General features: G+C 61.2%; 21 protein-coding genes and 2 pseudogenes. 10 read left to right on the forward strand and 13 right to left on the reverse strand.

Annotation, left to right across the window (positions count from 1 at the left end):
- Window positions 1-490: hypothetical protein (locus EO99_RS26090; protein WP_037112895.1), on the reverse strand; the 490-nt coding region annotated here is incomplete at its 3' end.
- Window positions 491-706: 216 nt separating this feature from the next.
- Here EO99_RS26090 and EO99_RS26480 point away from each other — a divergent pair.
- The 4 genes from EO99_RS26480 (at window position 707) to EO99_RS0124175 (ending at window position 6,053) form a co-directional block, all read left to right on the forward strand.
- Window positions 707-1,516, forward strand: coding sequence for an OmpA family protein (locus EO99_RS26480; RefSeq protein ID WP_051680066.1), 810 nt, complete (start codon window positions 707-709; stop codon window positions 1,514-1,516).
- Between the two features lie 444 nt (window positions 1,517-1,960).
- Window positions 1,961-4,168, forward strand: a complete 2,208-nt coding sequence (locus EO99_RS0124165; RefSeq protein ID WP_051680067.1) for a putative bifunctional diguanylate cyclase/phosphodiesterase — start codon at window positions 1,961-1,963, stop codon at window positions 4,166-4,168.
- Between the two features lie 10 nt (window positions 4,169-4,178).
- A complete protein-coding gene (locus EO99_RS0124170) occupies window positions 4,179-5,111 on the forward strand; it encodes an amino acid ABC transporter substrate-binding protein (protein ID WP_156035002.1) in 933 nt (310 codons plus the stop codon).
- Window positions 5,112-5,123: 12 nt separating this feature from the next.
- Window positions 5,124-6,053 carry an amino acid ABC transporter substrate-binding protein gene (locus EO99_RS0124175; protein ID WP_210165105.1) on the forward strand — a complete coding sequence of 310 codons (930 nt, stop codon included), beginning with the start codon at window positions 5,124-5,126 and terminating at the stop codon, window positions 6,051-6,053.
- 532 nt (window positions 6,054-6,585) lie between these two features.
- Here the strand turns inward: EO99_RS0124175 and EO99_RS0124185 are convergent.
- Window positions 6,586-8,760 carry a putative bifunctional diguanylate cyclase/phosphodiesterase gene (locus tag EO99_RS0124185; protein WP_029621125.1) on the reverse strand — a complete coding sequence of 725 codons (2,175 nt, stop codon included), beginning with the start codon at window positions 8,758-8,760 and terminating at the stop codon, window positions 6,586-6,588.
- A gap of 760 nt (window positions 8,761-9,520) precedes the next feature.
- Here EO99_RS0124185 and EO99_RS28600 point away from each other — a divergent pair.
- Both EO99_RS28600 and EO99_RS28605 read left to right on the forward strand, forming a co-directional pair.
- Window positions 9,521-10,075, forward strand: a pseudogene (locus tag EO99_RS28600) (flagellin N-terminal helical domain-containing protein); the annotation flags it as partial.
- Window positions 10,076-10,876: 801 nt separating this feature from the next.
- Window positions 10,877-11,188: pseudogene (locus tag EO99_RS28605) on the forward strand (flagellin); the annotation flags it as partial.
- Between the two features lie 6 nt (window positions 11,189-11,194).
- Here the strand turns inward: EO99_RS28605 and EO99_RS0124195 are convergent.
- Window positions 11,195-11,836 carry a helix-turn-helix transcriptional regulator gene (locus EO99_RS0124195; RefSeq protein WP_235776921.1) on the reverse strand — a complete coding sequence of 214 codons (642 nt, stop codon included), beginning with the start codon at window positions 11,834-11,836 and terminating at the stop codon, window positions 11,195-11,197.
- Between the two features lie 390 nt (window positions 11,837-12,226).
- Between EO99_RS0124195 and EO99_RS0124200 the strand changes: the two genes are divergently transcribed.
- Entirely contained in the window at window positions 12,227-12,580 is a 354-nt protein-coding gene (locus EO99_RS0124200) for a hypothetical protein (RefSeq protein ID WP_029621128.1), read from the forward strand.
- A gap of 225 nt (window positions 12,581-12,805) precedes the next feature.
- Here EO99_RS0124200 and EO99_RS0124205 read toward each other — a convergent pair whose 3' ends face one another.
- The 6 genes from EO99_RS0124205 to EO99_RS28385 all read right to left on the reverse strand — a co-directional run bounded on the left by EO99_RS0124205 (window position 12,806) and on the right by EO99_RS28385 (window position 19,826).
- Window positions 12,806-14,464, reverse strand: a complete 1,659-nt coding sequence (locus EO99_RS0124205; RefSeq protein WP_029621129.1) for an ABC transporter ATP-binding protein — start codon at window positions 14,462-14,464, stop codon at window positions 12,806-12,808.
- Window positions 14,461-15,375: an ABC transporter permease gene (locus tag EO99_RS0124210; RefSeq protein ID WP_029621130.1), complete on the reverse strand. Its 915-nt coding sequence runs from the start codon at window positions 15,373-15,375 to the stop codon at window positions 14,461-14,463. The genes EO99_RS0124205 and EO99_RS0124210 overlap by 4 nt, the downstream gene beginning before the upstream one ends.
- The gene (locus tag EO99_RS0124215; protein ID WP_029621131.1) at window positions 15,375-16,382 is read right to left on the reverse strand and encodes an ABC transporter permease; all 1,008 of its coding nucleotides are present in this window, start codon (window positions 16,380-16,382) and stop codon (window positions 15,375-15,377) included. Before EO99_RS0124215 ends, EO99_RS0124210 begins: the two co-directional genes overlap by 1 nt.
- A 64-nt stretch (window positions 16,383-16,446) precedes the next feature.
- The gene (locus tag EO99_RS0124220; protein WP_029621132.1) at window positions 16,447-18,036 is read right to left on the reverse strand and encodes an ABC transporter substrate-binding protein; all 1,590 of its coding nucleotides are present in this window, start codon (window positions 18,034-18,036) and stop codon (window positions 16,447-16,449) included.
- 34 nt (window positions 18,037-18,070) lie between these two features.
- On the reverse strand, window positions 18,071-18,751 hold the full coding sequence (locus EO99_RS0124225) for an AroM family protein (RefSeq protein ID WP_029621133.1): 681 nt from the start codon (window positions 18,749-18,751) through the stop codon (window positions 18,071-18,073).
- 184 nt (window positions 18,752-18,935) lie between these two features.
- Window positions 18,936-19,826, reverse strand: coding sequence for an AroM family protein (locus tag EO99_RS28385; protein WP_029621134.1), 891 nt, complete (start codon window positions 19,824-19,826; stop codon window positions 18,936-18,938).
- Window positions 19,827-20,035: 209 nt separating this feature from the next.
- Here EO99_RS28385 and EO99_RS0124235 point away from each other — a divergent pair, with 209 nt between their 5' ends.
- Together EO99_RS0124235 and EO99_RS0124240 are read left to right on the forward strand one after the other, a co-directional pair.
- Window positions 20,036-21,115, forward strand: coding sequence for a DUF917 domain-containing protein (locus tag EO99_RS0124235; protein WP_029621135.1), 1,080 nt, complete (start codon window positions 20,036-20,038; stop codon window positions 21,113-21,115).
- On the forward strand, window positions 21,112-22,674 hold the full coding sequence (locus EO99_RS0124240; RefSeq protein WP_029621136.1) for a hydantoinase/oxoprolinase N-terminal domain-containing protein: 1,563 nt from the start codon (window positions 21,112-21,114) through the stop codon (window positions 22,672-22,674). Before EO99_RS0124235 ends, EO99_RS0124240 begins: the two co-directional genes overlap by 4 nt.
- Before the next feature lie 261 nt (window positions 22,675-22,935).
- On the opposite strand, the gene EO99_RS0124245 is transcribed toward EO99_RS0124240, so the two are convergent.
- Window positions 22,936-23,424 (reverse strand): type II toxin-antitoxin system YhaV family toxin, encoded by a 489-nt coding sequence (locus EO99_RS0124245; protein ID WP_029621137.1) that lies wholly within the window; start codon window positions 23,422-23,424, stop codon window positions 22,936-22,938.
- A 1-nt stretch (window position 23,425) separates the two neighbouring features.
- Window positions 23,426-23,761, reverse strand: a complete 336-nt coding sequence (locus EO99_RS0124250; protein WP_029621138.1) for a type II toxin-antitoxin system PrlF family antitoxin — start codon at window positions 23,759-23,761, stop codon at window positions 23,426-23,428.
- A 356-nt stretch (window positions 23,762-24,117) separates the two neighbouring features.
- On the opposite strand from EO99_RS0124250, the gene EO99_RS0124255 reads away from it, so the two are divergent.
- A complete protein-coding gene (locus EO99_RS0124255; RefSeq protein WP_029621139.1) occupies window positions 24,118-24,759 on the forward strand; it encodes a TetR/AcrR family transcriptional regulator in 642 nt (213 codons plus the stop codon).
- A gap of 323 nt (window positions 24,760-25,082) precedes the next feature.
- Here EO99_RS0124255 and EO99_RS0124260 read toward each other — a convergent pair whose 3' ends face one another.
- Together EO99_RS0124260 and EO99_RS0124265 are read right to left on the reverse strand one after the other, a co-directional pair.
- Window positions 25,083-25,928, reverse strand: coding sequence for a class I SAM-dependent methyltransferase (locus EO99_RS0124260; RefSeq protein WP_029621140.1), 846 nt, complete (start codon window positions 25,926-25,928; stop codon window positions 25,083-25,085).
- Between the two features lie 154 nt (window positions 25,929-26,082).
- A complete protein-coding gene (locus EO99_RS0124265) occupies window positions 26,083-26,733 on the reverse strand; it encodes a winged helix-turn-helix transcriptional regulator (protein ID WP_029621141.1) in 651 nt (216 codons plus the stop codon).
- Between the last annotated feature and the right edge of the window lie 188 nt (window positions 26,734-26,921).

The raw sequence follows: 26,921 nt of genomic DNA on the forward strand, positions 1-26,921 counted from the left end.
GTGCATGGGAGAGAGCGTTGACATACCAGGCCTGCGAATTGGTCGGCATTGCGCTCGCGATCTCTTGGCTGATCTGCTCGCAACTCCGCGCCAGGGCCGATTGCTGTTCGGCCCCGCCGGCACGGGCAATGTTGAGGAGGGCGAAGCTGCAGTCGCCGAGCACCAGTTTCCGGGAATAGCTGGAAGGGGCATACTGCAAGTTGCCCGAAACGATGTGGTCGTAGAACCCGGCCTCGGCGCGTTGCGGCTGAAACAGCACCCGGATTTCCTGGAGCAGAAGCGATACGCTGGCGAGCGCTGCGAGCAGGCAGGCAAAAGACATGGAGAACAGTTTAAGCTGACGCATTCGGCCCTGCTGCGACGGTGTTGCCAACTGCTTAGGCGCCTCGCACATTGACAGCAAGGGCTTTCTTAACGCGTCCGCCTTCGAGGCGACGGCGGCGAGGTCAAGTTCAAAACGTATTGTGAGACCTAAAACTCCCGCAACCATCAGACCAGCCGTTCGCAAGATGTTCTCTACTTACGCTTCCATTGCCGATATTCTTGTCTGTTAAGAATTTATGGACGTAGTCCTAGGCCTCATCGTGATGATGAATTACAGCACCTCATATATCTTCAACACTGATTGGAGCGTCTGGGTGGGGTTGACCATCGCGTACTATGATGCTGCCTTAGGCTAGGTCAGGAGATTATGTAGGAGAATATGATGGTGAAATTATTAGCATTGTGTGCCGTTGCATTTGCCATCGGCGGTTCGGCAGGTGCGGCTGATCTTAGGTTACGTCTGACTGGCACAGAACTAAATGGTGGCCCTGCATTTGAGGTTTTGGTCGGTCAGGAGGTGGTAGGAAACGGCACTGTTGATCCTATTCCGGAGCCAGGGAAGTACGCAGAGTTCACATTTCAGGTGCCCGATGAGCAACTGAGCGACGCCAGTCAGGTTTCGGTGCGCATGACCAACGACGCATACGAGGAGGGGGTGGGCGACCGCAACCTTGTTGTCGTCTCTGCGACAGTGGCCAGTGTTCATCTTGAGTCCACTGATTTTCGCGTTATGCGACAAGGGGAGGATTCCGGGCTTTCTGACGGTCGTCTATTTGGCAATTCAGATCTGGCTGTAGCCGAGGCTCCTTCTGGCGGGTGGTTTGCTGCTCAACCCGCAAAGGAACCGGAGCTTTCCTCTTCCCAGGACGCCGAGTGCGAAGCCCTGACCGTCTCGGTGACAGGATATTCGAATGGTCTCGCAACGATCAACGATGCTCAGCGGGTAGTTCTAGCAGTGGTTTCGGAACAGAAGAATTGCCAGATAACGGTGGTGGGATACAGCAGCACCGTTGGTTCAGAGGCGGCGAACAAACGGCTGGCCTCCCAGCGCGCTGAGGTTGTCGCTGACTATCTCGTCAGTGCAGGTGTTTCTCGCGACCGCGTTCTCACGGTGGGCGAAGGCGAGACGGAACAATTTGGCCCGGCGCAAGGTGATAATCGCAGAGTGGTTGTCTCTTCAGCGCCCCTTTAACTTCATCACCTCCCACACCTTAACCGTCCGAGGCTGCCAGAGGAACGGGCACCACCCTCGTTCCTCTGGCAAATAGACTACATGGGGCCTCGAAATCTTGGATTGAAAGCATAGAATTTAGTTTGCCAATTGAAACCAATCCCGCGAGAGGGGTCGACCCCTAGAGCACGGAAACGATACCCTTCTCGCAATCAGACGGCAGAACCGGCCTCCTGGAGCGGCCTATGCTGTTCCCAACCAGATCCCGCCGACCTCGAGCGCCTATGAGCCACGGTCTCTTCGTTGGCGTCATCGCGCAATCTTTACGCTTGGGGCCTGACGATCGGTTAACCACCAGATGAACTTCTGTCGCCGATCGGCCGATTAGACGTGGGTGAAATGCCGCTTCAAACGGATAGTTAAGCCTCTGCTGATAGTCCGGGTCGGGGACAAGGGGACGGGCGAATGGATGCCAGCGTGCAAATCGTCGAGCTTGGGGAGGCTCAGGCAAACCGCCGGCGCCCGCACAGGCCTGGCTGGCACCGCTCCCTGTTCAGCAAGACGACGCTGTTCCTCATCTTTGCCATCACCATTGCCTATTGCGTCGGCGCCTCGGCCGGCTGGCTGATGCTGCGCGGCAATTCACAGGCGCAGTGGCAGCGACAGGCGGAGATGAATGCCCAGATCGCCAGCTCCACGGTCCGCACCATCTACACCTTCGTCGCCGTCGAAACCGATGCCTCGGGACAGATCCTGCGCATCGTCAGCGAGCGGCCGCTCGGCGACGACCAGTCGGTGCTCGACACCGGGTTCAACCCTGCCGATGTGCTCGCACTGGCAGCGGCCCAGACCAAGAACGAGATCTGGCTGTTCCAGCATGCCGCAGACGGATCGTTCGTCAGTCTCACCAATGCCACCGAGGGCGCCGCCGGCGAGGTACTCGATTGGCCGGGCGAGCCTCAAGGTGATCACTTCTTCCACGGCTTTGCCAGGATCGGCGGCACCCGTCACTATGTCGCGTCCCTCCCTGTCGTCACGCCGTCCGGCCAGCCAATCGGCCTACTGGTCGCCAGCATCGGCCGCGCCGATGATCTGATGCACTACCAGCGCAACCTGCTGCTGAACGCCTTCGTGGTCCTGATCGCCATCCTGCTGGTCACCGGCCTCCTCGTCACGCTTCTGGTCCGCAAGGTGTTCAGACCTCTGCCGGAACTGATGGCGGCGCTGACGCGCATTGCCGAGGACGACACCAGCGCGCCGACTCCGTTTCAGGATCGGTCGGACGAAATCGGCCGCTTTGCCGTCGCCATCGAGGCCCTGCGCGCCGCCGTCGTCGAGCGCGAAACGCTTCGCCAGGTCAGGGAGACGGCCAAGCAGCTCGAGCATCTTGCCCATCACGATCCCCTCACCGGCCTGCCCAACCGCGCCTATTTCAACCGGCAGCTTGGCGAGGCGCTGGAGGCGCTGGCCAAGGGCGGTTCGCAGGTCAATCTGCTGCTGCTCGACCTCGATCGCTTCAAGCCGGTCAATGACAACCTCGGCCATGCGGTCGGTGATGCGCTGCTGGTGGCCGCAGCCGAACGGATGGCGCTCCTTCGCGGGCCGCACGACCTGGTCGCCCGGCTCGGCGGCGACGAGTTCGCGCTGATCCAGCGCGTCAGGCAGGACCCGATCCTGGAGGCAAGCCAACTAGCCAAGGCGCTGGTGCAGGCGATTGCGACGCCCTTTAACGTCCTCGGCCACCAGGTTTCGATCGGCGCAAGCGTCGGCATCGCCAAGGCGCCGCGCCAGGACGCCGCTGCCCCTGCCCTCCTGAAGAGCGCCGATATCGCCCTCTACGCCGCCAAATCGGCAGGCCGCGGTACCTATCGGCTCTACAAGGAGGGCATGGTCATGGCGGGCGCCAATCGCTACGCCCTGGAGCGCGACCTCGAGCTTGCTGTGGAACGCGACGAGCTGCGGCTGCACTATCAGCCGATCGTCGCCGTCGCAGATGGCGCGCTGGTAGGCTACGAGGCGCTGCTGCGCTGGCAGCACCACGAACTGGGGCTGATCATGCCGGCCGACTTCATCGCACTGGCCGAGGACGGTGGCCAGATCATCCAGATCGGTCAATGGGTCATCGAGGAAGCCTGCCGGACGGCAGCCCGACTGCCGCAGCATCTGGCCATGGCGGTCAATGTTTCGGCGGCGCAGCTGCATCAGGAAAGCTTCGTCGATCAGGTCAAACATGCCCTGCTCGACAGCGGACTGGCGCCGTCCCGGCTGGAAATCGAGCTGACCGAAAGCATGGCGCTCACCAGCGACGCGGCCCGCTCGGCCGTCGCTCAGCTGCATGCGCTTGGCGTGCGTCTGTCCCTCGACGACTTCGGGACCGGACACTCGACCCTTTCCCACCTCCTGCAACTGCCCATCCACGGCATCAAGATCGACCGCAGCTTCGTCACCGACCTCGACAGCAATGGCGACCAGCAGGCACTGGTCACCAGCCTCATCGAGCTGACCGCCAAGCTGGGGCTGAGCATCACCGCCGAAGGGATCGAGCATGACGGACAGCTGGCGTTTCTGCGGCAGACGGGCTGCGGATATGCCCAGGGCTATTACTTCGGGCGGCCGCAGCCGCTCTTGGCGCCCGGCGAGCTTGCGACACCATTATCCAGTGCAACCGGCTAGGAGCCAGCAGATGGAAAACAGACGGTATGGGTTTTTAAGGTGCCGGGGTGCGCGACACCGGATCATCGGCCTTGCGGCGGCGACACTTCTCACCTGCCATGCAGCGCCGGCCATTGCGGCCGAGGGGACCCTGGCCAGGATCGCGCAAACCAAGACGGTGACGATCGGACACCGCGAGGACGCCGTGCCCTTCTCCTACCGCGGCCCCGATGGCACCGTTATCGGCTACTCGACGGAGCTTTGCCAGCGCATCGCCGAAAGGATCAGGGTCGAGCTTGGACTCGACGAGCTGAGGGTGGCCTATGTCCCCTCCTCCGCCGCGACCCGCTTCGTGCTGGTCAAATCCGGCGCCGTCGATCTGGAATGCACAACCACCACCAACACGCCGGAACGGCGCAAGCTGGTCGATTTTTCCTATCCGCATTTCATCACCGCCACCCGTTTCGTGTCGAAGAAGAAGGACGGCCTTCAGACCATCCAGTCACTCGCCGGACGCTCGGTCGCCTCGACCACCGGCACCGTCAACATCGAGCAGTTGCAGGCGCTCAATCGCGCCAAGAGCCTCAATATTTCCGTGATGCTGGCCAAGGCCCATAGCCAGGCCTTCGCCCTGGTCGAAGCCGACCGGGCCTCCGCCTTCGTGATGGACGGCATTCTTCTGGCCGCACTGGTGGCCTCCTCGGCGGATCCGCAGGCCTACACCATTTCCACCGAGACCTTCGGTCCACCAGAACCTTACGGGATCCTGTTGCCGAAGGACGACGCGGCCTTTCGCGCCGTCGTCGACGCAGCGCTTGAGGCGGTCTATACCAGCGGCGAAATTATCGAGATCTACGACAAGTGGTTCAATGCACCGATCCCGCCGGACGGCCAGAACCTCAACCTTCCGATTTCCGCAGAGCTTCAGGCCGTGTTCGACAACCCGAAAGCCTATCAGCACTAGAAGGAGACCATGATGCCGCTCATGCTCAAGATCCTTTCACGCACGCTCGCGTCAGTCGCCGTGATCTTCGGTGTCACCCACGCCCTGGCTGCCGGCATCGGTGCCGACGCGGAGAAGGCGGTCTCGACGCTGGAGCGCATTCGCGACACCGGCCGCATCCGCATCGGCTACGGCGACACCGCACCCTTCTCCTACCGGCTGCCCGACGGGCAGGTGGTCGGATATTCGATCGACCTATGCCGGCAGGTGTCGGAGACACTGCGAAAGCAGCTGGGGCTTGCCAGCCTGCAGATCGACTATGTCCACCGCACGCCGCGCAATCGCGTCCAGTTGCTCAACGACGGCATCATCGACATCGAGTGCAATGCCAGCACCAACACCGCCGAGCGCCGCCGCAGCGCCGCCTTCGCGCTCAGCCACTTCTATGCATCGACCCGCTACGTCTCCCTGACCCGGCACGGCCTGCAGACGGTTGACGACCTGCGCGGCCGCAGCGTCAGCGTCGCGCTCGGCACCGTCAATGTCGGGCAGATCAACGAGCTCAACCGCGACAGGGCGCTCAATCTGTCGGTCGTTCCGGCCGACGGGCTGCAGGCGGCCTTCGATCTGGTCGAGGGTGGGCAGGTGTCCGCCTTCGCCATGGACGACGTGCTGCTGAGCGCCATGATCGCCGCCAGCCGGCAGCCGCAGGATTTCTCGCTGTCGAGGGAACTGGTGGCTGCGTTGCAACCCTACGGTTTCATGATGCGGCTCGGCGACGATCCGTTCAAGGATGCCGTCAATGCGGCGCTGGCGCAGATCTACCGCGACCCGAAGATGGCAGACCTCTATCGACGCTGGTTCGAGGAGCCGATCCCGCCCAGCAACATCACCTTGCATCAGCCGATGAGCCCGCGCCTGCAGCAGGCATTGGCAAAGCCAAGAGAGGAAACCGGCATCTAACCGCGAAGGCCACGGATCAGGGTGAGGACACTTGGGGGGCGTTATCGCAACCGTGCCACAGGCCATTGTCGTGCGCACACCCCGGTCCGTTGCGCCGGCACTGACGGGATCTCCGCGAGACGGGCGGACTGGATTGAGCGCAGCGATACCTGCCGATGCGGCACGAAAAAGCCCGCCGACCGGGATGGTCGGCGGGAAGTCTCTACGCCAGAAGGGACGGGGGGCGCAGGGATTAGGTGGGTGGTTCAGCCGGCCGCCAGGGCGCCGAGCCCGACGACGCCGATAAAGCAGCCCAGCAATGGCAGCAGTATCCACCGTGCCTGATAAACGCTGTTGTCCATGATGGCCTCCATCTTGATGTTACGCGGACAAAAGCTGCCAGCCGCCCCGACGTTCCGGAGCAATCGACCGATCAGACCAATCCCGCGAATGCCTCAGACTTTGGTCCTAACCGGGTGTCCTGGACGACCGGACCTGAAGGCAGGCCCGGGGCTCGTGCCCGGCATCTTCGCCTCCCCCCAGGGCGCCTGGTTCAGGCGACGGCGACAACCGACCCGCCCGCAAGCAGCCGGTGCAGCGCCTCGTCGGCCAGTGGCCGCGACAGCAGATAGCCCTGCAGCTGGTCGCATCCGGCCAGGCGCAACAGCCTGCTCTGCTCCTCGGTCTCGACCCCTTCGGCGGTGGTCTGCAGGCCCTTGGCATGCGCCATCGAGATCATCGCCTCGATCACCGCGCCGCTACCGGTCTGGCCCAAGGCATCGATGAACGACTTGTCGATCTTGATGCGGTCGACATGGAGATCCTGCAGCCGGCCGAAGGACGAATAGCCGGCACCGAAGTCGTCGATGGCGAAGCGCACGCCGGCCTGCCGCAGCACCCCGATCGTTCGTTCGCTGATACGGCTGCCGTCCAGCTTCTGGCTTTCCGTGATCTCGATTTCAAGACGCTGCGGATTGATCTGGAACTGCGCCAGCGTCGAGAGGATGTGTATCGGGTAGGAGGCCGCATGCAGCTCCAGAAGCGAGGCGTTGATGGCGAGCTTCAGGCCGTCGTAGCGAGCAACGGTCTCGCAGGCGTTGTGCAGCACGATCTGACCGAGAGGCTGGATCAGCCCCAGTTCTTCCGCCAGCGGGATGAAGACGTCGGGTCCGATCACGCCCTTTTGCGGATGGCGCCAGCGGGCCAGGGCCTCGACACCGGAAAGCTGCCCAGTGTCGGCATCATAGACCGGCTGATAGACGGTTTCGATCTCTTTCCTGTTTTCCACCGCCGCGCGCAGATCGCGCTCCATCTCCCGGCGGGCCTGCAGCACCTCGTCCATATGACGGCCGAAGATGGCAAAGCGGCCGCGCCCGGCCGCCTTGGCATGATAGAGCGCGATATCGGCCTGGCGGATGATTTCCGTTGCGTCGGCGGCGCCGCAAACCGGCACGGCCCCGACGCTGACACCGATCTGGACCAGGATGCCATCAACTTCGAAGGGCTCGGCCAGACTGGCCACCAGCTCGGTGCATGTCGCAGCAATCTGCTCCTCCATGACATCGCGCAGCAGCACCGTGAACTCGTCGCCGCCGATGCGGCCGATCGCAACGGGGCCCAGCAGGCGCCGCAGCCGCTCCGCCACCTGGACCATCAGTCCGTCCCCGACGGGATGCCCGAAGGTATCGTTGACCTGCTTGAAACGGTCGAGATCGAGAAACAGCACCGCGTGGTGCTCGTCCACCGACGAGGCGGCGAGGCGCTCGCTGAGCGTGGCGCTAAAACCGGCGCGGTTCAAAAGCCCGGTCAGGCCGTCGTGGTGCGCCAGATGTTGCAGCTCCTGCCGGCTGGCGGCCAGCCGCGCCGACCGGCGCGACAAAAGCCCGCCGAGTGCGGCAAAGGCTGCAAACACGCCGATGAGGGCGACCACCATGGCCGGCACGGTCGCCTGCAGCACGGTGGTTCCCGGTTGAAACGGTTGCCAGGTGAGATAGCCGATCACGGTGCCGCCGCGGGTGCTCAGCGGCACCTGCCCCTGAGCGCCCGTGGGCGCAGGCGCCCATGAGAAGTGCAGGCCGGTCAGTTGATAGTCGCTTTCGGTGATGGCGGCAAAACTGCCGTCGAGAAAGCGGAAGGCGACATGGAGGTTCTCGCGCCCAACCTTCTGCACGATCTCACCGCTGTCAGACACGATCGGCTTGACGCTGACAATCGCTGGCCGGGTGCCGATCACAGCCAGGTCGCTTTCGCCGATCGTCAGGACCTGGTCCGTCACCCCGGTTTCGTCGCCGGCCAGCAGTCGCGCCCGCAGCCGCGCAACGAGCGGCGCATAGGCCCGTTGATATGGGGCGAGGTCGATGGCATCGGCCCCGTCGGCGAGATAGTGGTAGAAGGCGGTCCCGTCAGGATCCAGGACGAAAAGCGCGTCATGACCGAAATAGGAGCTCATCCAGCTTCCCAGGTTGGTCTCCATCCACTCCCCGTCAGCCTCTCCCGTCTTGACAACCGCGTCGTCCCAGACGGTGGCGCTTTCCTGATCATGGGCCACGCCGCTCTGCAGCTTCGATACGATCAGATTGACGAGATCCTGCTGGCGTCTGGCGGCGAGGGCATCACTCTCGGCAGCCGCCCACAGCAAGGCGGTCAACACCAGACATCCCGCCAGAACGGAAACCAGAAGCGGGAAGCCCAGCCAGAGGAAGACCCGTGAACGAAAAACCGACCCCATACCAACACCGCACCATTTGCATCTGCGAATGTTCTAAAGGACAGGAGGTTAACGGGCGGCCAAGCGGCACTGTTACCGGATCATGAAATCCTGCGATGACGAGCCGCGGCAGGCAGCGGCCGAGCCAGGCGCTCGGCCGACGCGAACGCAGCTCGGCGCCCAAGCGGCAGCTTTCTGGTCCAGTCGAACTCAGCAAACGGGGGCGCACCCGGAGGATATCGCTGCGACCACGCTCGCGCCTCCTCATGAAAGATGCGGCGCACCCCGGTGGTTCAGGAGAGGGTGCCCCGGCTCTGTGAGGCGAAGCGCTCGGACGCGGGAACCAAATCCTGCCAGAAGGGTTCCCCGTTTCTTCATGACGTGCTCCCCACCTGCCCGCCTTCGAGGCGGGCTTTTTTTGACTGTCGACGCTGTTGCGCAGGTCGACCCTCCTGCACAAGCCCGCGTTGACGCGCGCCTTCGGCAAGGCACGCTGCCGGGACTGCCTTTCCTGGCCACCGGCAGCACTCCGTCGCCGCTCATGCCCTTGCCATTCGAAGGAGCGCGGCCGCGTGGTGCGGGTTCGATGCCGGGCATGCGGATTTCGGGGGCAAGGACAACCAGCGCCAACGCCTCCTGACCGGTTGGAACGGTGTTTCTACCAGTATTTTTACCCTGCCGGTTTGGGATGACTGTTAACCTTTCGGTAATCATAAAGGTCGCCATCACCTGTACGGCATCATGATGATTCCGCTGGCTTTGAGGATGAGAGCGAGCGCCTATGACGAGCATTCTGACCAACATATCGGCCATGTCTGCACTGCAGACCCTGCGTGCCGTCTCCGCCAGTTTGGGAGACACACAAGGGCGCGTCAGCTCCGGTCTTCGTGTCGGCACCGCCTCCGACAACGCTGCCTATTGGTCTATCTCGACAACCATGCGGTCCGACAAGATGGCGATGAGCGCTGTCGCCGACGCACTTGGACTGGGAGCCGCGAAGGTCGATACGGCTTACGCCGGCATGGAATCGGTCGTCGATGTTCTCAAGCAGTTCAAGGCGCGGCTGGTGGCTGCCACCGAGGAGGGCGTGGACAAGGCAAAGATCCAGACCGAGCTGGATCAGCTCAATCAGCAGATTGTCTCCATTGCATCGGCAAGCAGCTTCAATGGCGTCAACTGGCTCTCGACGGACGTCGTCAATCTGGGAGAAGCCGTTGCGTCGGTCACCTCCTCTTTCGTCCGAGCAGAGGACGGAGGTGTCTCCGTGAAGAAGACGCACGTCGCTCTGGCTTCCGTCGCGCTCTTCAATACGAGCGGAGGCGGCCTCCTGCAAAAAGGAAAACCGACCGACTATGGTGGTATGATACCCTACCCGCCCCAGGGCTCGACCTCCGGATCGCAGTTCTTCACGATGCCGTCGTCCGGAACGGCTTGGCCCGCCGGCGGGGAAATCACCTTCGATCTTTTGCTCGATGGTGTGAACCCTGATGCCGGCACCCCCTATCCTGTCACCATTGATCAGGCGACGGTGATCGCCGCCCTCGGCACCGATACGATCACAGACGGTGCCGACATGGTCAAAGTGCTGGAACAGGCGTTCGGGTCGCTTGTACCCGTGAGCGTGTCAGGATGGGGGACAAGTCCCTCCTACCCGTTCGGCTACTTCAGGATCACCTCTGACGACACCGTCAACGGGTTGTATTCGAGCGTCAAGGTCGCCAATCTTGTCAGCACCTTACCGGGAGCCGAGGAGTTTGGACTGGCGAGCCCGTCGTCATCCAACAACCGCTATGCCACCGCCTACCTGAGTTTCACCGAGGGCTTCGTGCTCGACGACAACCACGAATTCACATTTGATGTGACGGTGAACAACGGTTCGGTTCAAAGGTACAACGTCACCGAGGCAGACATCGATGCGGTTCTTGGCGACAGCAACGGGGTCGTGTCGAGCGCTGAGGAATATGCCGCGGTCCTGGCGCATGTCATGGCCTCGTCCGGACTGCAGATCTCCACCGGCAGCTACTACGACGATACCAAGTACATAAGCTTCAGGCCCGATCCCCTCGTTTATCCCGAGCAGGGAAGCAACTCGCGGATCGTGTTTTCCAATGTCGATGGCAATGAAGTCCTCTTTGACCTTGCCGACGTCGACATCACGGATCCGGCGATCGATCTCGACAGCTATCTCATGGGTGTCGAGAAAATGCTGAAGAAGACGATATCGGCAGCGTCAAGGCTCGGCGCCCTGCAGGGCCGCATCGACATGCAGACAGAGTTTGTCAGCAAGCTCTCAGCCAACATCGACAAGGGCGTCGGCCGCCTTGTCGATGCCGACATGAATGAAGAGTCGACCAGGCTCAAGGCACTGCAGACGCAGGAACAGCTCGCCATCCAGTCCCTTTCGATTGCCAACACCGGTGCTGACGTGATCATGCAGCTGTTCCGGTAAGGTCGTTCAGTCCGCACTTCGGTCCAGGTGCGTGGCCATCAGCATTGCCACCAGATGCACGGTATTGCGTGCGCCCATCCGATCTTTCAACCGGCTCAACCGATGCTCGACGGTGCGGTGGGAAAGTCCAAGGGTGGCAGCAATCTCCTTGGCTGTCGCGCCCTCGATCAGCAGTTGCGTGATCGCCTCGTCCTCGACGTCAAGATTGGCGTCATGGCGCGGTCGCGTCAGCAGGAAGCGGGCACAGGATGAGGAAATGATCCATTCCGACCCCTTGCTGTTCTTCTGTGGCAGCAAGATGCGATCATACCCCAGGCTGAGCCCCATCAGCTTCGTCTTGACCAGTTCCATCCGGGGCTGCTGGCTGCGCACCACTTCCCGCAGCCGCGGGATGACGGCATCTTCCATGTAGCGCCTGTCCTTGAAGTCACCAATCCGGCAGTCGGCAAACAGCTGATTGATGTTGAGCACCCTTGAGGTAAATCCGGACTGCCGGATTGCCTTCATTTCCCATTGCAACGGATCATCGCCGTTCACACGAAACACAGTCAGGCGCATTTTGATCGAAAGTTGATCAAGGACCGGGGCAAATACCACTGACGGTTCCACGGCATTCTCTGCACGTGTGGCGAGCCAGCGGTCCAGCATGATGCGGCTGACGGTGGCAAACGGCGTTTCATTGGGCATGAAGTCAACATCACTACAGTACGACTCGCCTATTCAACCTGAAATTGATTCGTCCGCAATATGGTCACGCCGTTTTATTCGATTCCAGCCCGACGCGGCGCGAGTATTTATGGTGGCGCTGCCAGTCTGGCGCCTGCTGGTGTGGTGGCTGAGGCCTTCTTCTGTCCCCGGTCATGCGAGGGTTATGCCGCCGCGATCGAGGAACAGGCTGTCTATGGCAGCGTGGGCGAGTCCCCCAGCGTTTGCCGCCGCTCGGCGGGCCTCTTGTCGCGCCGGCATCGCGTCAGAGATGGCCTATGGGTAGGTGTTGTGTATTCAGGATCACCAAGACAGACGCAGGAGGCCACAAAAGTGACTTGGACGAACTTCTTCATCACGATCGTCATCGCTACCCTCCTATTGGCTCCAGAGATAAAGCGCCTCTACGCCAAGAACCTTGCATCGGCCGTGGTTGCCGGAGGGTTGGACGTGCTCATCGTCTCGATCTGGCTTTTCCTACTGCTGGGTGGCGTCTTTAGGTTCTGGGGCCGCTTCTATGATATCGAAGTTGTGCACCTTCTCGCCAACGTCATCATTCCACCCGCTGTCTTCGGGTTGGTGAGGCGTCGCTACACGACGACGATGAGCCTGTACCCGGCGCTTGGGGCATTTCTACTGCTCAACACAGGGTTCGTCTTCTTCGGGCTCATGCTGGCGTACTGGTAGTCATGGAACGGCCAAGTAACCGAAGGTTTGACCACCTCGATGCGATCGCAACTCTCAGAGATAAACGCCCATCGGATCGTTCCAAGCCTCGAACAGCCATTGGTGCGCACGTCCGCTTGATCCAGTCTCCTCACGTCAACTTGTCCCGGCACCAGTTCACGCAGAAGTTCCCTCTTGGGGGCAGACCGCGCTGGCATCGACACCGACACCAGCCCTCTTGTCCTTTCACGACGCTTGCAGCGTAGCCGCCCGTGATGTCTTGCGCCCGCTTTCGATCAGAGCTTTCGTATAGTCCTGGCGCGGCGACAGGAATATCTGCTCCGTGTTGCCCTGCTCGACAATCTCGCCCCGCTTCATGACGATCGTCCGGTCGCAGATCTGACGGATCACCGCCAGGTCGTGCGAGATGAACACATATGTCAGGTTGAACTCCGCCCGTACCTGCTGCAGGAACTCAAGGATCTGGGCCTGCACAGAGATGTCGAGCGCCGAGGTCGGCTCGTCGAGGATGAGCAGGCGTGGGTTGAGCGCGATGGCACGGGCAATGCAGACGCGCTGCTTTTGCCCGCCCGAAAGCTCGTGGGGATAGCGATACTTGAACAGCTTGGGCAGTTGCACGATGTCAAGCAGCGCTTCAACCCTGGCCTCCACATCACGGCGGCTCATCTGGGTCTGGATGCGCAGGGGTTCGCCAACGGCGTCGCCGATCGTGTGCCTGCCGTTGAGCGCCGAATGAGGATTTTGAAAGACGAACTGCATATGTCGCCTGATCTGGCGCAGGGGTTCTCCCGTCAGCCCGGTGATGGTCTGACCAGCAAAAACAACGTCGCCGGAGGTCGGCTCGATCAGCCGCAGCAACATGCGTGCAAGCGTCGACTTGCCGGATCCGCTTTCGCCCACCACGCCGAAGATTTCGCCGGTTGCGACCGCAAGATTGACGCTGCTCACGGCAGCGAATTCGCCACCGGACTGGGTCTTGAACAGCTTCTTGAGGTTGATTGCCTCCAGCAGTGTCGCCGGCGCGTCCGGCTGGCGTTCCCGGCAAGCAGCAGCAACCGCCGTTCGAGCAGGTCTCGCTTCGATGTCCGGCACCGCACTGAGGAGCTGGCGGGTGTACTCGTGCTGCGGTTCTCTGAGAACGTCAGCGGTCTTGCCCTGCTCGACAATCTCGCCCTTGTACATCACCGCACAGCGGTCGGCGATCGTCGCGATTGCTCCGATGTCGTGACTGATCATGATGACGGTCAGGTTCAGCTTGTCGACGAGCGATTTGATCAGGTCGAGCACCTGTGCCTGAACCGTGACGTCCAGCGCCGTCGTCGGCTCGTCGGCAATCAGGAGATCAGGCTTGCCCGAAAGCGCCATGGCGATCAGCACGCGCTGGCGCATCCCGCCCGAGAGTTGATGCGGATACTGGTCATAAAGGCTTGCCGGGTTCGGCAACCCCACTTGATCAAGAAGATCCACCGTACGTGCGCGGCGGATCCCTTTCGTCGAGACCACCTCGCCTGCTGCCCGTTCATGCGCGGCCATGACGTCGGAGATTTGCTGCCCGATCGAGAAGAGCGGGTTCAGATAGGTCATCGGATCTTGAAAGATCATCGAGATGCGAATGCCGCGGATCCTGGCCCACCCCTTGGGGTCGAGGCGGGTGATGTCCTGCCCGTCGAAGGTAATCTGTCCCCCTTCGACTGCGGAATTGCTCGGACCGATACCCATCACGGAGCGCACGAGGACGGTCTTGCCTGAGCCGCTCTCACCAACGATGCCCAAGGTATCACCGCGGTTGACGCTGAGGTTGATCCCCTTGAGAACATGAACAGGACCATCGAATGTGGCAATGTCGAGCGTGTAGTCCTTGATGTCGAGAAGCGGTGCGCTCATCGGGTGCGGCTCCGGGGATCGAGGATGTCACGCAGTCCGTCTCCAAGCAGGTTGAAGCCGAGTACGGTCAGGAAAATTGCAGCACCGGGGAAGAAGGAATACCACCACCAGTCAGGCATGTAGGAGCGCGCAACCGAGACCATAGCACCCCATTCGGGTGCCGGCGGCGGCGCCCCCAGTCCGATGAAGCCGAGGCCGGCGGCAGCCAGGATCGCCATGCCCATATCCATGCTCATCTTCACGATGATCGGCGACATGCAGTTGGGTAGAATGTGGTGCCAGAGAATCCATGGCGTCCTGGCCCCGATGGAGCGGGCCGATTCAACGAAGAGCTCTTCCTTGATCGACAGCGTCTTCGCCTCGACAAGGCGCACGTAGCCAGGCCACCAGACGATCGCCAGGGCAATCATGCAGTTGGTGAGGCCGGGACCAAGCGAGGCAACGATGGCCAACGCCAGTGCCAGGCCTGGGACGGCAAGAAAAAGTTCTGTCACGCGCATGATGCATGCGCGGATCCAGCCACCCTTGTAGCCGGCGATAACACCGAGCGGCACGCCGACAAGGGCGCCGAGCCCGGTGATGACAATGCCGATCCACAGGGAGGTGCGGGCGCCTGCAATGACGCGGGAGAAGATATCCCCGCCCATCTCGTCTGTGCCGAACCAATGCTCGGCGCTCGGCGGCAGAAGACGGCTGCCCATGTGCACGGCCCCGCGGATATCGTCGGGAAAGGGCACGATATAGGGGCCGATGGCCGCCAGCATCAGGAAGATGACGACAAGCGTCAGACCCAGCATCGAGGAAAAACTGCCCCGAAACATCTGCGAATAGAGCCGCAACTGGCGCAGCTGACTGGCATGGCGTTCACGAAAGGCGAGCGGTTGGCCTGCCGTCTGTTCAAGATTGGACATCAGGCCCTCCGGAGACGGGGATCGATCCAGGCATAGGCAAGGTCAACCAGGGTGTTGGCGATGATGAAGAAGAAGCCGATCAGAAGTGTCACGCCGATGACCGGCTTGAAGTCCGAGGCCAGCGCCGACGAGACGGCATAAAGACCGATGCCGGGCCAGTCGAAGACGGTCTCGACCAGCACGGTTGAACCGAGCATCCAGCCAAACCGAAGACCGATCATCGCAAGCGTCGGCAAGAGCGCGTTTTTCAGCGCATAGATGACGACGATGCGGCGCGACGAGATACCGTGAGCCCGTGCCGCCACGATGAAATCGGATTGCAGCACTTCAATCATTTCAGCGCGGTTGACACGCAGGATCGATGCAAGACAGGGGAAGCTCAAGACGACGGCCGGCAGGATCATGTGGGATAAGGCCGTGTTGAAGGTCTTCAGATTGCCGGCAAGCAGCGAGTCGATCAACAGCGAACCCGTGATCATCTCTGGCGGACGTGTCACCAGTGGCAGGCGACCTGAAACAGGCAGCCAACCGAGGTCGACCGAAAAATAGAGCTGCAGCAGGATCCCCAGCCAGAAGGCCGGGATCGCGACACCGGAAATGGAAAGAATGCGGGTGAAATGGTCGACCGGACCGTCCTTGTACACCGCGGAAAGCATGCCGAGCGGAACCCCCACGATGACCCCCAGGGTCATGGCAACCAGCACCAGTTCGATCGTGGCTGGAGCATAACGCAGGAGATCGTCCAGCACCGGGCGCGTGGAGACGATGGAGGTGCCAAGATCGCCGCTGACGAGATCCTTCATGTAGATCGCGAACTGCGTGACCATCGGCTGGTCGAGGCCATACTCGGAGCGAATGGTCTCCACCATGTCCTCGGTGGCATTGGGACCTGCCACCAATCGCGCGGGATCGCCGGGAGCGACGTTGGTGATGACGAAGGTCAGGACTGCGATGCCGAGCATCGTGCCGACCACCGTCAGGAGCTTTCGCACAGTAAATGAGAGCATCTTGGTTCCGGGCTAGAGGAAAAGGGAGGCGGACAGGCCGCCTCCCGGACGACGCCAACCGGTCCTATTCTTCCTTGATCCACAAGGGATAGAGGTCGACCTCGCCGGTGAAGCGCACCGGGCTGAAGCTGAAGCCCTGCAGATAGTCCTGGTGCGCCCAGCGGCGGTTCTGCAGCATGCCGAAGACTTCCGGCTGGTCGGCAACGATCTGCTTTTGGATGTCGGCGTAAAGTGCCGCACGTTCCTCCCAGCTTGTCGAGCCGCGGGCCTTGTCGATCATCTCCGAAACCTGCGGATTGTCGTAGTAGGCCATCGCGTAGTACTGACCCCAGCTATTCTTGTGGTACTGGTAGGCGACCGCATCCGGATCCGTCGAGATCGGTGTGGTGTAGACGGAGGTCATGTTGGGCGAGGTCTCCACGCTCGAGCCGGCGGCCACCATGTTCGGCCACTGCTCCGGCTTGATGTTGACGCCGATGTTGAGCTCTTTCAGATTGTCGAGCAGCACAAGACCAATGCGTCTGGCTTCCTCGAGGCCGGCAACGTGGACGTAGTCCAGCGTGATCCCGCCATCCGGATAGGCGGATTTCGCAAGATATTCCTTGGCCTTGGCAAGGTCCTGGCGCGGAATACCCTCCACGGCGATGTGACCTTTCATGGAATCGGGCAAGGGGCTGGTTTCCAGCGAGGCAGCACCGTTGTAGATGCCGATCAGCGCGTCGTAATCCATCGCATAGGCGATCGCCTTGCGCAGGTTGATGTCTGCGGTCGGTCCTTTCTGGGTGTTGAACTTGATCCCAAAGGTCGTCATCCCCTTGTGATCCTGGATGACGATGCCGGGGACCTTTTCGATCTGCACATAGTCGTCCGAGGTCAGTCCCTCGACGATGTCGGCCTCGCCGCGCTGCAGGGCTGCCTTTTGGGCCGCCGGCTCCCGGATCAGGCGGTAGATCACCCCGGCGGGACGATTGTCTCCCTGCGGCCAGCCTTTCCAGTAGTCGGACACGGCCTCGACCTCATAGAGAACATTCGGCTCCCAGCGGCCGAGCTTGAAAGGTCCAGAGCCTGCTGCGTTGTCGGTCAGCCACTTCTGGCCGTAGTCGCCATCGACCTCATTGGCCATGACCTGCTGCGGGTTCACGACGAACCACCACGGCAGGAAGGAGAGAAACGGAGCGTAGGGCGCCTTCAGTTCAAACTTGACGGTGTGTTCGTCGACGACGCTCACGCCCTCCGGTGCAAGGAAGTCCTTCAGCATCCAGGCGACGCCCTTGTTGAGCTTCAGCCCCCGTTCGAACGAGTAGCGAACCGCCTCGGCTGTCACCGGGTCGCCGTTGTGGAACTTGGCATCTTTGACCAGATGGAATGTCCAGGTCTTTCCGTCTTCGCTGGTCTCCCAGCTCTCCGCCAGCCAAGGCTTCACCTCCGCCGGGTCGCCTTCATATTTGACGAGTGCGTCGTAGACGGCCTGCTGGATCATGCGCGTTGACCAGTCGTAGCGCACGTGGGGGTCGAGAACCGGAATGGCCTGGCGTCCGCCAAAGACGATGATCGTGCCGTCGTCGGTCCGCTCGAAGGCACCGGCCGGGGCAGCAAGGACGGTCGAAGCAAGCAGCCCCGCCAATGCGATCTTCCTGATCATGATATTGAGCATTTGGTTCCCTCTCTTTTTTGATGGTGATTTCCAACTAGATCATTTGGCGCACGACACCGGCGACGAGGCGGCGCGAAAGAAGCACGGGCGCATCGACGGTCTCGCGAACGGCATCGAGCATCTCCTTCGAGTAGCCCATGCAATGCATGACGACGAGATCACAGCCATCGAGGCTGCGGGCTCGGTCAGCCATATCGTCGCCCGCATAGGGGGATGCGGCGACGAGCCGTGGGCTGCCGGGAAAGACGTGGCGTTCGGCAAAATCCTTCACCTGGCGCTCCAGGGGCAGAATGACGCCCAGTTGCCGGGCCGAGACGGCAAGCGCATCGACGGTCGAGTCGACGATTCGTTGCGCCTCGACGACCAGCGTCTTCTTCAGTGGTTCGATCTTGGTGCCGGTGCACAGGAGGACGATGAGATCGAACCCCTGCTGGTCGACGCGCTCCAGAAGCAGGTTGAGCCTGGCTTCCGTACGCAGCGTCGAGGTGACGATCTCGGCGCCGTTGGCCATACGCGTTGCAAAGGAATGTTCCCCGTCGCTTGCGCGTATGGCATCCAGTTCGTCGGGGCTCATCCCATCGAGCACCCCGAACTCCTCGACGTCGACACTGCCTTCGGGAAGACCCAGGCTGATATCCGCCATCATCTCCGGGACAATATCAGTGCGCGGCGACTGACCAATGGTCACGAATGCGATCTTGAAAGGAACTGGCATGCGGTCGGACGTCCTTGTACGGGCTCGATACCGACTGAGCGTACTGCCCGACACAGCGCATCCTCTATAGGGTTGTCCCCCTATCTTGAAAGAAAACCAACCCGGACCCCAGCGCGCGTTTTAGGCAAATTACGCGGCTGCCGTCAAAACCATGCTGAAAATTGCGCCAACGATAAAAATCTGCTTACGGGTGACCAGCGGCCACGACCATGCGGATGAGCGTATTGGAGGAACTGACCTCCATCTTGCTCATCACGTTGGAGCGATGGATTTCCACCGTCTTGGGGCTGATGCCAAGCTGCCGTGCAATGGCTTTATTGGAGAGGCCCTCGGCCACCAGCGACAGGACCTGGCGTTCGCGCGGTGTCAGTCGCTGCAGCTTCTCAGTGAATTCCGTCGAAACCCCCGGCGCCGTAGCAGGGTGCGTGCCGTGCAGCAGAAGTCGGATGGCGCTGGCTATGATGCGGCGCGCCAGGACAACGGGCTTGCCGCTCGCCTTTGCGACCATCTGCCGATCCGCATCGGTGAAACTGACCGAGTTGAGCACGATGATTTCGCAGTCTGCCAGATCCAGAAGGGCATTCGCAAGCAGCGCCTTGTCACCATCGGCGGCATAGCTTGCAGTCACCCGGTAGGAGGCCAGTGCGGGGATGTCCAGCTCGTTGATCTGTTGGGCAAGCGGTTGCACCAGCCCGACGGCTGCCCCCTGCGCCGCAAGCGAAATCACCGTCGATTCCATCGCGCGCTGGGCGTTGACCATTGGACATGTGCTCTCGAAGTCTCGAAACAGCCCGGTTGACAGGATGACCACGAGATCGAACTCGTTGCGGTGAAACCCTGCGGCGATCGCGGCCATGCGCTCAGCGATGCGCGGCTTGGAAATGACAACGTCACTCCCGTCCGCCAGCCGGGTGACAATGCTTGCTTCACCGGGGCGAACCTTCAGATCGGCGATCTGCGCCGACGACAGGCCGTCGAGGGCACCAATTTCGACAGGCACGATCGGCAGGTCCAGGCTTTCCAGCATCTCGTCGATGATGTCGGCGCGTGGCGACTGCCCGACGCTCAGAAACATCACTCTGTGGCGCGCATCGCTGGGGCTCGGCGCGGCCTGAGCCGGTGTGAATGTGCTGGTGTTCGTGCCCAGGTCACTGTCCTTTCAATCACTTGCACAAGCAGTTGTAACGCCGCCCAAAAACAAGGCAAGGCCATTATAGGGGCAGTCCCCTATAGGCAGCGCTCCCGGCGCGTGGCTAGGTTGTAGCACATTCCTCGGAGGGTAATATGATCCGTGATTTCGATGAGAGCGAGATTGATCCGCTCGCGGTGGGCGCCTGGATCCTCGGAACCGGCGGCGGCGGCAGCCCCTATCTGGCCCAGCTCAATCTGAAAAAACTCTACAAGGACGGCAAGCGCGTCAAGCTGATGGACCCGCTGGCGCTCGACGACGACGATGCCGTGGCGGTCGTCTCCAAGATGGGCGCTCCGCTGGTGGGGCAGGAACGTCTTGTCGATCCAGCTCACCTCGCCAGGGCAATGCAACTGATGGAGGAGTTTACCGGCCGCAAGTTTCGCGCCGTCATGAGCGTCGAAATCGGCGGTGGCAACGCCCTGTCGCCCTTCCTGGCCGGTGCCATGCTGGACATTCCCGTGATCGACGCCGATGCCATGGGACGCGCCTATCCCGAAGCCCAGATGACGAGCTTCGCGATCGGCGATCTGCCGATGTATCCTCTGACGCTGGTCGACTGCCGCGACAACGAGGCGATTGTCGCCAAGGCCGCATCCTGGAAGTGGATGGAGCGTATTTCCCGCAAAATCTGCACCGAAGTCGGCTCCACCTCGGCGACCTGCAAGGCCCCGCGAACCGGCAAGGAAGTCAAGGAATGGGGCGTACTCCACACCGTCACCAAGGCCACCAGCCTCGGCCGCGCGGTGTTGGAGGCACGCGCTGCCCATAGCGATCCAATCGATGCTGTTCTTGCCCATGAGAAGGGGAAAGTGCTCTTCAAAGGCAAGATCTCGGATGTCGACCGCACGACGACCGGCGGCTTTCTGCGTGGCGCCGCCCAGATCGATGGTCTGGACGCAGATCGTGGCTCCGCGGTTGAGCTGGCATTCCAGAACGAGTGGGCCGTGGCTTTCCGCGACGGCCAGCCGATCGCCATGACGCCTGACCTGATCTGCTTGCTCGACACGATTTCGGGTGAAGCGATCGGCACGGAAACGGTGCGCTATGGCCAACGCGTCACTGTGGTTGCCCTTCCGGCGCCGGGCGTGCTGACCACGCCGAAGGGCCTGGAGCACGTCGGTCCTCGCGCCTTCGGATATGACCTGGACTTCAAATCGGTGTTTGCAGCATGAAGCGAATTGGAATTGACGTTGGCGGCACGAATACGGATGCCGTGCTCATCGATGGCGAGACGGTTGTCGCCGCTATCAAGTTTCCCACGACCGCAGATGTGATGCAGGGGGTGGTCAACGCGATTGGCCACGTGGTCAAGGCGCAGCCTCCCGGTGCCAGTCCGGTCGATGCCGTGATGATCGGCACCACGCATTTCACCAATGCGGTGGTCGAGCGTGCGCGCCTCGAACGCGTTGCAGCGATCCGGATTGCCATGCCGGCGGGAGCATCCCTGCCCCCGATGGTCGACTGGCCGGATGATCTTCGCGAGGCTGTCAATCCGCTGTCCTATATGGTGCACGGTGGCCATGAGTATGATGGCCAGCCCCTCGTCCCGCTGGCGCGCGGCGAGATCCGCGATGCGGCGATGAAGATCAGGGACGCCGGGATCGACGCCATCGGCATCACCGCGCTGTTTTCTCCGCTGACGGCCGAGGGTGAGCTGGAAGCCGCCGAAATCATCCGCTCGGTTATTCCGAACGCGCGCATCACCCTGTCTCACACGCTGGGCCGCATCGGCCTGCTGGAGCGCGAGAATGTGACGCTGCTGAACGCTGCACTTCAAGGCCTCGGACACACGACCGTCGAGGCCTTCAAAAACGCGCTTCGCAAGGCCGGAATCGACGCACCCTTCTACCTCACCCAGAACGACGGCACGGTGGTGCTGGCCGATGTCGCCGCAGCGAACCCGGTCTACAGCTTCGCCTCCGGCCCCACCAACTCAATGCGGGGTGCAGCGTTCTTGACCGGGCTCAAGGAAGCCATGGTTATCGATGTCGGCGGCACCACCTCTGATGTCGGCTGCCTTGTCGGGGGCTTTCCACGCGAGGCCAACAACGTGGTCGAGATCGGCGGTGTCCGCACGCTGTTCCGGATGCCGGACCTGCTTCCCATGGCACTTGGCGGCGGCACCATCATTGATCCTCAGACCCGCAAAATCGGCCCTCGCTCGGTCGGCTATCGCATCACGCAAGAGGCGCTGGTCTTCGGTGGCAGCACCCTGACCACCACCGACGTTGCTGTTGCTGCCGGTCTTGTCGAGATTGGCGACCGGGATCGTGTCAAGCATCTCGACCGTGATTTCGTTGCTGATCTTCTGAAGCGGATCGCCGTGATGGTGGAGGATGGGGTCGACCGAATGAAGACGTCGGCGGACGGCGTGAAGCTCATTGCCGTGGGGGGCGGTGCCTTCCTGATTCCGGAAACTCTCAAAGGCGCCGCTGAGGTTCTTCGTGTGGAACATGCGGGGGTCGCCAATGCCCTTGGCGCAGCAATGGCACAAGTGTCGGGGGAAGTTGACCAGGTCTTCTCGGGCATGTCACGCGACAAGGCGATTGCCGAAGCAGACAGGGTCGCTCGCGAGCGCGCCGTCCAGGCAGGCGCCGATCCGAAGTCTCTCGTGACACTTGATACGGAAGATATTCCGATCGCTTACCTGCCCGGCGACGCGCGCCGGGTCCGCGTTCGCGTCGTGGGCGACATTGCGTTTATGAAAGATCAGCAAAAGCAGGCCTCGTGAGGGTCGGTCTTGCAGCAGATGCGGGCGGTGATGAACCACCCGCATCGGCTGGAACTGGTATGCCTGGGCGCCAAGTGGAACAGAGCTAGTTCGGTGGTCTGAACAGTTCCGAACGTCCTGCCCTTACTGGACTTCCGCCACGATTTTGCTGCCATCATCATCGGTGCCTCGGGTGCGAGCATTCCGTGTTAATTGTCTCCAGTGGCCATCGCCGGACCGCCGCTCCTCATCCCGCAAGGCGGTCCGCCGACATGCCTGTCGTCAACAAGAGCGAGTAATTCTTGCCAGCCTTGCAGCAGCATTAGGGTCAGAAGCCTGCTTGTGCAGCGCGTCCCAGTCATCAGGGGGGGCGCCGTTGTCCAGCATCCCCTTGAAGACATTGTAGGCGTCCGTTTTGGAGCCGTAACTTCGCAAGCTGTGCTCGTCGTTTACCCAGGCGAAGATGATAACCTTGCTAGCGCTATTATAGCGGAAGAAGAGCCGGAAACGGCCGTTGCCGAACTTAGCGCGAAACCAGTGCCTGCGAACATCACCAAGGGTGGAGCCTTGGCGATAGATCGCTGCTGTCGGGTCAGACGGGACCGCGATGGTCACGAGATGAACCAAGGTCGCGAGCAGCTTAGCCTCGGCAGATTTCTGATAGTTCTCCGGTTTCTTCGTCTGCAGCGCCTCGACCGCCTCGATCAGCTTTTCCCACTGATCGAGAAAAAGAGGGTGTGAGAGGACAGTCCAGCCATTGATCGTCAGCATGTCAGATCGAAATGTCCCCTTCGATCTCGGCATCAAGATCGACCGTCATGCCTGCCGTGAGGGCAAGTGCCCTGTCAAGCAAGGACTTCGGAAAGGGCCGAATGGATTTCTCAGGATGTTTTTCCATATCCCTCGCGAGAAATTCGAGGAAACTGTCAATCACGGGATCACCGGCTTCTTCAACGTCTGCCTTTTGGACATAGACACGACGCTGCTCATCAACGACAAAAGTAATGCGTCCGCCGTAGTCCACATCCAACGCCTGCCGAACCGACTTCGGTATGGTGGTCTGTCCCTTGGCAGTGATGGCGCTGTCTTCTTTGAGTATCGCTCCCATAGTGGGCCTCCATAAGTCATCAGAAGCCAGAGTAAGGAGAATTCCTTACCTTGTCAACTTTGACCTGTGGCCTCGTTGTCGACGTTGGCGCACCCTCCTCTGACGTTCGCATGCCGGACGACAGTGGTCACGAATAGCATCCTTAACAGGAAATCCGGATCCAGCTGTCACTCAAGTCCACTCGGCCGGCACTACGGGAGGGCGTGCGTAAATGCGCGTATCGCTCTGATCAACCCTGCAACCTTTAGCATTCCGCACCGTCGCAGCAAGGTATCGACGGCGCCGAGGTCGGTCTTCTTCGTGAAGGCCGTGAAGCACCTCGTGAAGTACCGTAAGTACAGTTTTCGGAGGGCTTCATGCGCAAGGGTGAGGCGACGCGTGAACGCATTTTGGAAGTGGCGGAGGCTTCGGTGCTCGCCAAGGGCTTCGGCGCGACCTCGATCGAGGAGCTGATCGCCGAGACCGGCATCACCAAGAGCGGCTTCTTCTACCATTTCCGCGACAAGAACGAACTGGCACGCGCCATGCTGCGCCGCTACGTCGATGCCGACGAGCGCATCTTCGACGACATTTTCGGCCGCGCCGCCGACCTGACCGATGATCCTTTGCAGGCCTTCCTCGTCGGGCTGAAGATGCTTGCCCATCTCCTCGACGACCTGCCGGGTGGCCATCCCGGCTGCCTGGTCGCCTCGATTTGCTACCAAGAGCGCCTGTTCGACCGAGAGGTGGTCGAGCTCAACCGGCAGTCGCTCGAGCGATGGAACAACCGCTTCCGCGGCTATCTCCAAGCCATCGCGACGATCTATCCGCCGCGCGAACCGATCGAACTCGGCGTGATGGCCGAGATGCTGTCGTGCATCATCGACGGCGGCATCATCATGGCCAAGGTCCTCAAGGACCCCCAGCGGCTCGCAAACCAGGTGCTCGCCTACCGTGCCTTCGTCAAGATGCAGTTTTCCCCTCCACAGATTGCCGCGTCGTCCCTCGCCGCCGAATAACAGCGGACGCGGAGGTCGCCACGTCGAAGGGCGACAGAGGAGGAACGCGGCATCCACGGCAGCTTGGTCCTGAATGGCTGCCGAGACCTGATGTTCCAGTCACGGCCCCACAGCGGAGGTAAACTGGACCTCCCGCCCCCAATCAGATCATTCAACCCTGCGGGCGAACTCCCTGGAAGCGGTCACTCGTCCAATCAGCGAGGATGATCTGAATGGGGGTGAAAAGGGGACGGTGGGATCTCGGGCTTCAGCCGCGTGGAAGGCTTGGTCTGATCCGCAGTGGAACTGCCTGGCCCGCGCCGATCGGACGAGGCGTCAGAACACTACGGAACCTGAACGGTGACCCGCAAGAACGAGGCGGGGATCGTCGTGGCGTCATTGGTCTTGGCCTGATTCTGGCGGTTGAACAGCAGATCAAGCTCACTTTGCAATTGCTCGCCTTTTCCAGTCTTGGCCGCCGCCTCGAAGGCATTCATGGTCGGACCATAGAAATCGCGGAACTGACCGAGGAAATTCGTCGCCGGGCCCGGGTAGTTGAATGTGTAAGTATCTTTCTCACAGGTGATGTTATCAGGAGGAATGCCGGCGGCTTCGAAACGCTCGATCACATGGGCTTCCACGCCCCAGGTCATAGGACTGACGAAGCCTTCCGGCGGCGGCGGTGAATAGGCAGAGCTGATCGTGAGTATCTGCGCCACGAGGGTTGGGTCGCCGGGGATCCAGTTGCCCATGACGATCCTGCCGCCGGGCTTGGTTACGCGCACCATTTCTTTCGCGACATCGCCGGGCCTGGGTGCGAACATGGCGCCGAAGATCGAGACGACGACGTCAAATCCCCCGTCTTCGAGGTTGACCAGATCGCTCGCGTCACCCTCTTCGAAGCGAATGTTGGAAAGCTGCAGGGTCTTGGCACGGTCATTGCCGGCGGCGACAAGATTGCGGGCGATGTCCACGCCCACAACATTCGCGCCGGCCTGCGCTGCGGGTATCGCCGTCGTGCCGTCCCCGCAACCGAGGTCGAGCATCCTTATGCCATTTTCGATGCCGAGCGATCTAACGAGGACCTCACCGCTCTCGCGCATCGCAGCGGCAATACGCGTGAAGTCGCCCTTTTCCCAGAGCGCCTTGTTGGCGTTGGGAACGAGATCGTTGGTCAGATTGGCATCCATCGGGGTCTCCTTTCGTGGTTTGAACGAGACCAACAGATCACTGGCTCGACCCGCCAGATAGTGCTGAAAATGGAGCGCGCCGATACAGAGTGTGAAGCGGTGGCTCTGGCTGGGACTGGTGCTCCGTTGCAGCGGCGTAGCTGCTACGCACCATCTATGTATCCAGCGTGGCAATCAGCTTGCGGTCTCCGATCAAGACGATAGAGTTTGCATCGATTTCACTGCGCAGAGTTGACCATCCCATCCAGGCCGAAGTCATCGCCTTCAGATCGGCCCTGATGAACAGATCGACGTCGTGGCCTGGATCGAGAAGGCAGAGATCGACGGGCTGGCCCGGACGGGCCACAAGCCAATAGTGCCGCTCGCTCTCGATCAGTTCCGGATAGGTGAACTGGATGACCGTCGTCGTGCCACGCGGAAAGGCGCAGGTATCGATCTTCTGGCGCACGTTCCACATCAACAGACGCGCATCGAGTTTGTTGAGCGAAACTTCCTTGTCGATATTGCGATGCGCCCATTTGCCTAAAGCCTGCACCACGGGCTTCAATTCGTCGGCCATGGGGGTCGTGGCGTAGCCGGGCTCACCCGCATCGCATTTGATCCGACGAACCAAGCCGTGGTGTTCCATTTCCTTCAGGCGTTTCGACAGGAGAGTAGGAGATATACCGGGAACGCCGCGGCGGATCTCGTTGAAGCGCGTGGCGCCATGCGACAATTCACAGAGGATCAGCAGTGTCCAGCGCGGTTCGATAATCTCGCAAGCTTTGGCCACGGGACAAAAGCTGTCATAGCCGTCGGAAGACATGAATACCTCCCAAAGAAACCCATCTTAATACGGCGTTTGATGGCGTCCAGTCCTGAAAGTGTAGCACTGTCTGGCGGTCACGCGTCAGCTGTCTGGTATGCCAAGAACTGCGGGTTGCTGTTGCCGTGGGAGACGTCCGTTGTTCGCCCGACCGCGTAGGCGATCTGATGGCGGTAGAACCGACAATC

Origin of the sequence: Pseudorhizobium marinum (genome assembly GCF_000705355.1) — a bacterium.
Taxonomy (GTDB): domain Bacteria; phylum Pseudomonadota; class Alphaproteobacteria; order Rhizobiales; family Rhizobiaceae; genus Neorhizobium; species Neorhizobium pelagicum.

Excerpts from the sequence above, each read along its gene's own strand:
- EO99_RS26480 (WP_051680066.1), top strand. The coding sequence starts at position 707 with ATGGTGAAATTATTAGCATTGTGTGCCGTTGCATTTGCCATCGGCGGT.
- EO99_RS0124165 (WP_051680067.1), top strand. The coding sequence starts at position 1,961 with ATGGATGCCAGCGTGCAAATCGTCGAGCTTGGGGAGGCTCAGGCAAAC.
- EO99_RS0124170 (WP_156035002.1), top strand. The coding sequence starts at position 4,179 with ATGGAAAACAGACGGTATGGGTTTTTAAGGTGCCGGGGTGCGCGACAC.
- EO99_RS0124175 (WP_210165105.1), top strand. The coding sequence starts at position 5,124 with ATGCCGCTCATGCTCAAGATCCTTTCACGCACGCTCGCGTCAGTCGCC.
- EO99_RS0124185 (WP_029621125.1), bottom strand. The coding sequence starts at position 8,760 with ATGGGGTCGGTTTTTCGTTCACGGGTCTTCCTCTGGCTGGGCTTCCCG.
- EO99_RS0124195 (WP_235776921.1), bottom strand. The coding sequence starts at position 11,836 with ATGCTGGACCGCTGGCTCGCCACACGTGCAGAGAATGCCGTGGAACCG.
- EO99_RS0124205 (WP_029621129.1), bottom strand. The coding sequence starts at position 14,464 with ATGAGCGCACCGCTTCTCGACATCAAGGACTACACGCTCGACATTGCC.
- EO99_RS0124210 (WP_029621130.1), bottom strand. The coding sequence starts at position 15,375 with ATGTCCAATCTTGAACAGACGGCAGGCCAACCGCTCGCCTTTCGTGAA.
- EO99_RS0124215 (WP_029621131.1), bottom strand. The coding sequence starts at position 16,382 with ATGCTCTCATTTACTGTGCGAAAGCTCCTGACGGTGGTCGGCACGATG.
- EO99_RS0124220 (WP_029621132.1), bottom strand. The coding sequence starts at position 18,036 with ATGCTCAATATCATGATCAGGAAGATCGCATTGGCGGGGCTGCTTGCT.
- EO99_RS0124225 (WP_029621133.1), bottom strand. The coding sequence starts at position 18,751 with ATGCCAGTTCCTTTCAAGATCGCATTCGTGACCATTGGTCAGTCGCCG.
- EO99_RS28385 (WP_029621134.1), bottom strand. The coding sequence starts at position 19,826 with ATGTTTCTGAGCGTCGGGCAGTCGCCACGCGCCGACATCATCGACGAG.
- EO99_RS0124235 (WP_029621135.1), top strand. The coding sequence starts at position 20,036 with ATGATCCGTGATTTCGATGAGAGCGAGATTGATCCGCTCGCGGTGGGC.
- EO99_RS0124240 (WP_029621136.1), top strand. The coding sequence starts at position 21,112 with ATGAAGCGAATTGGAATTGACGTTGGCGGCACGAATACGGATGCCGTG.
- EO99_RS0124245 (WP_029621137.1), bottom strand. The coding sequence starts at position 23,424 with ATGCTGACGATCAATGGCTGGACTGTCCTCTCACACCCTCTTTTTCTC.
- EO99_RS0124250 (WP_029621138.1), bottom strand. The coding sequence starts at position 23,761 with ATGGGAGCGATACTCAAAGAAGACAGCGCCATCACTGCCAAGGGACAG.
- EO99_RS0124255 (WP_029621139.1), top strand. The coding sequence starts at position 24,118 with ATGCGCAAGGGTGAGGCGACGCGTGAACGCATTTTGGAAGTGGCGGAG.
- EO99_RS0124260 (WP_029621140.1), bottom strand. The coding sequence starts at position 25,928 with ATGGATGCCAATCTGACCAACGATCTCGTTCCCAACGCCAACAAGGCG.
- EO99_RS0124265 (WP_029621141.1), bottom strand. The coding sequence starts at position 26,733 with ATGTCTTCCGACGGCTATGACAGCTTTTGTCCCGTGGCCAAAGCTTGC.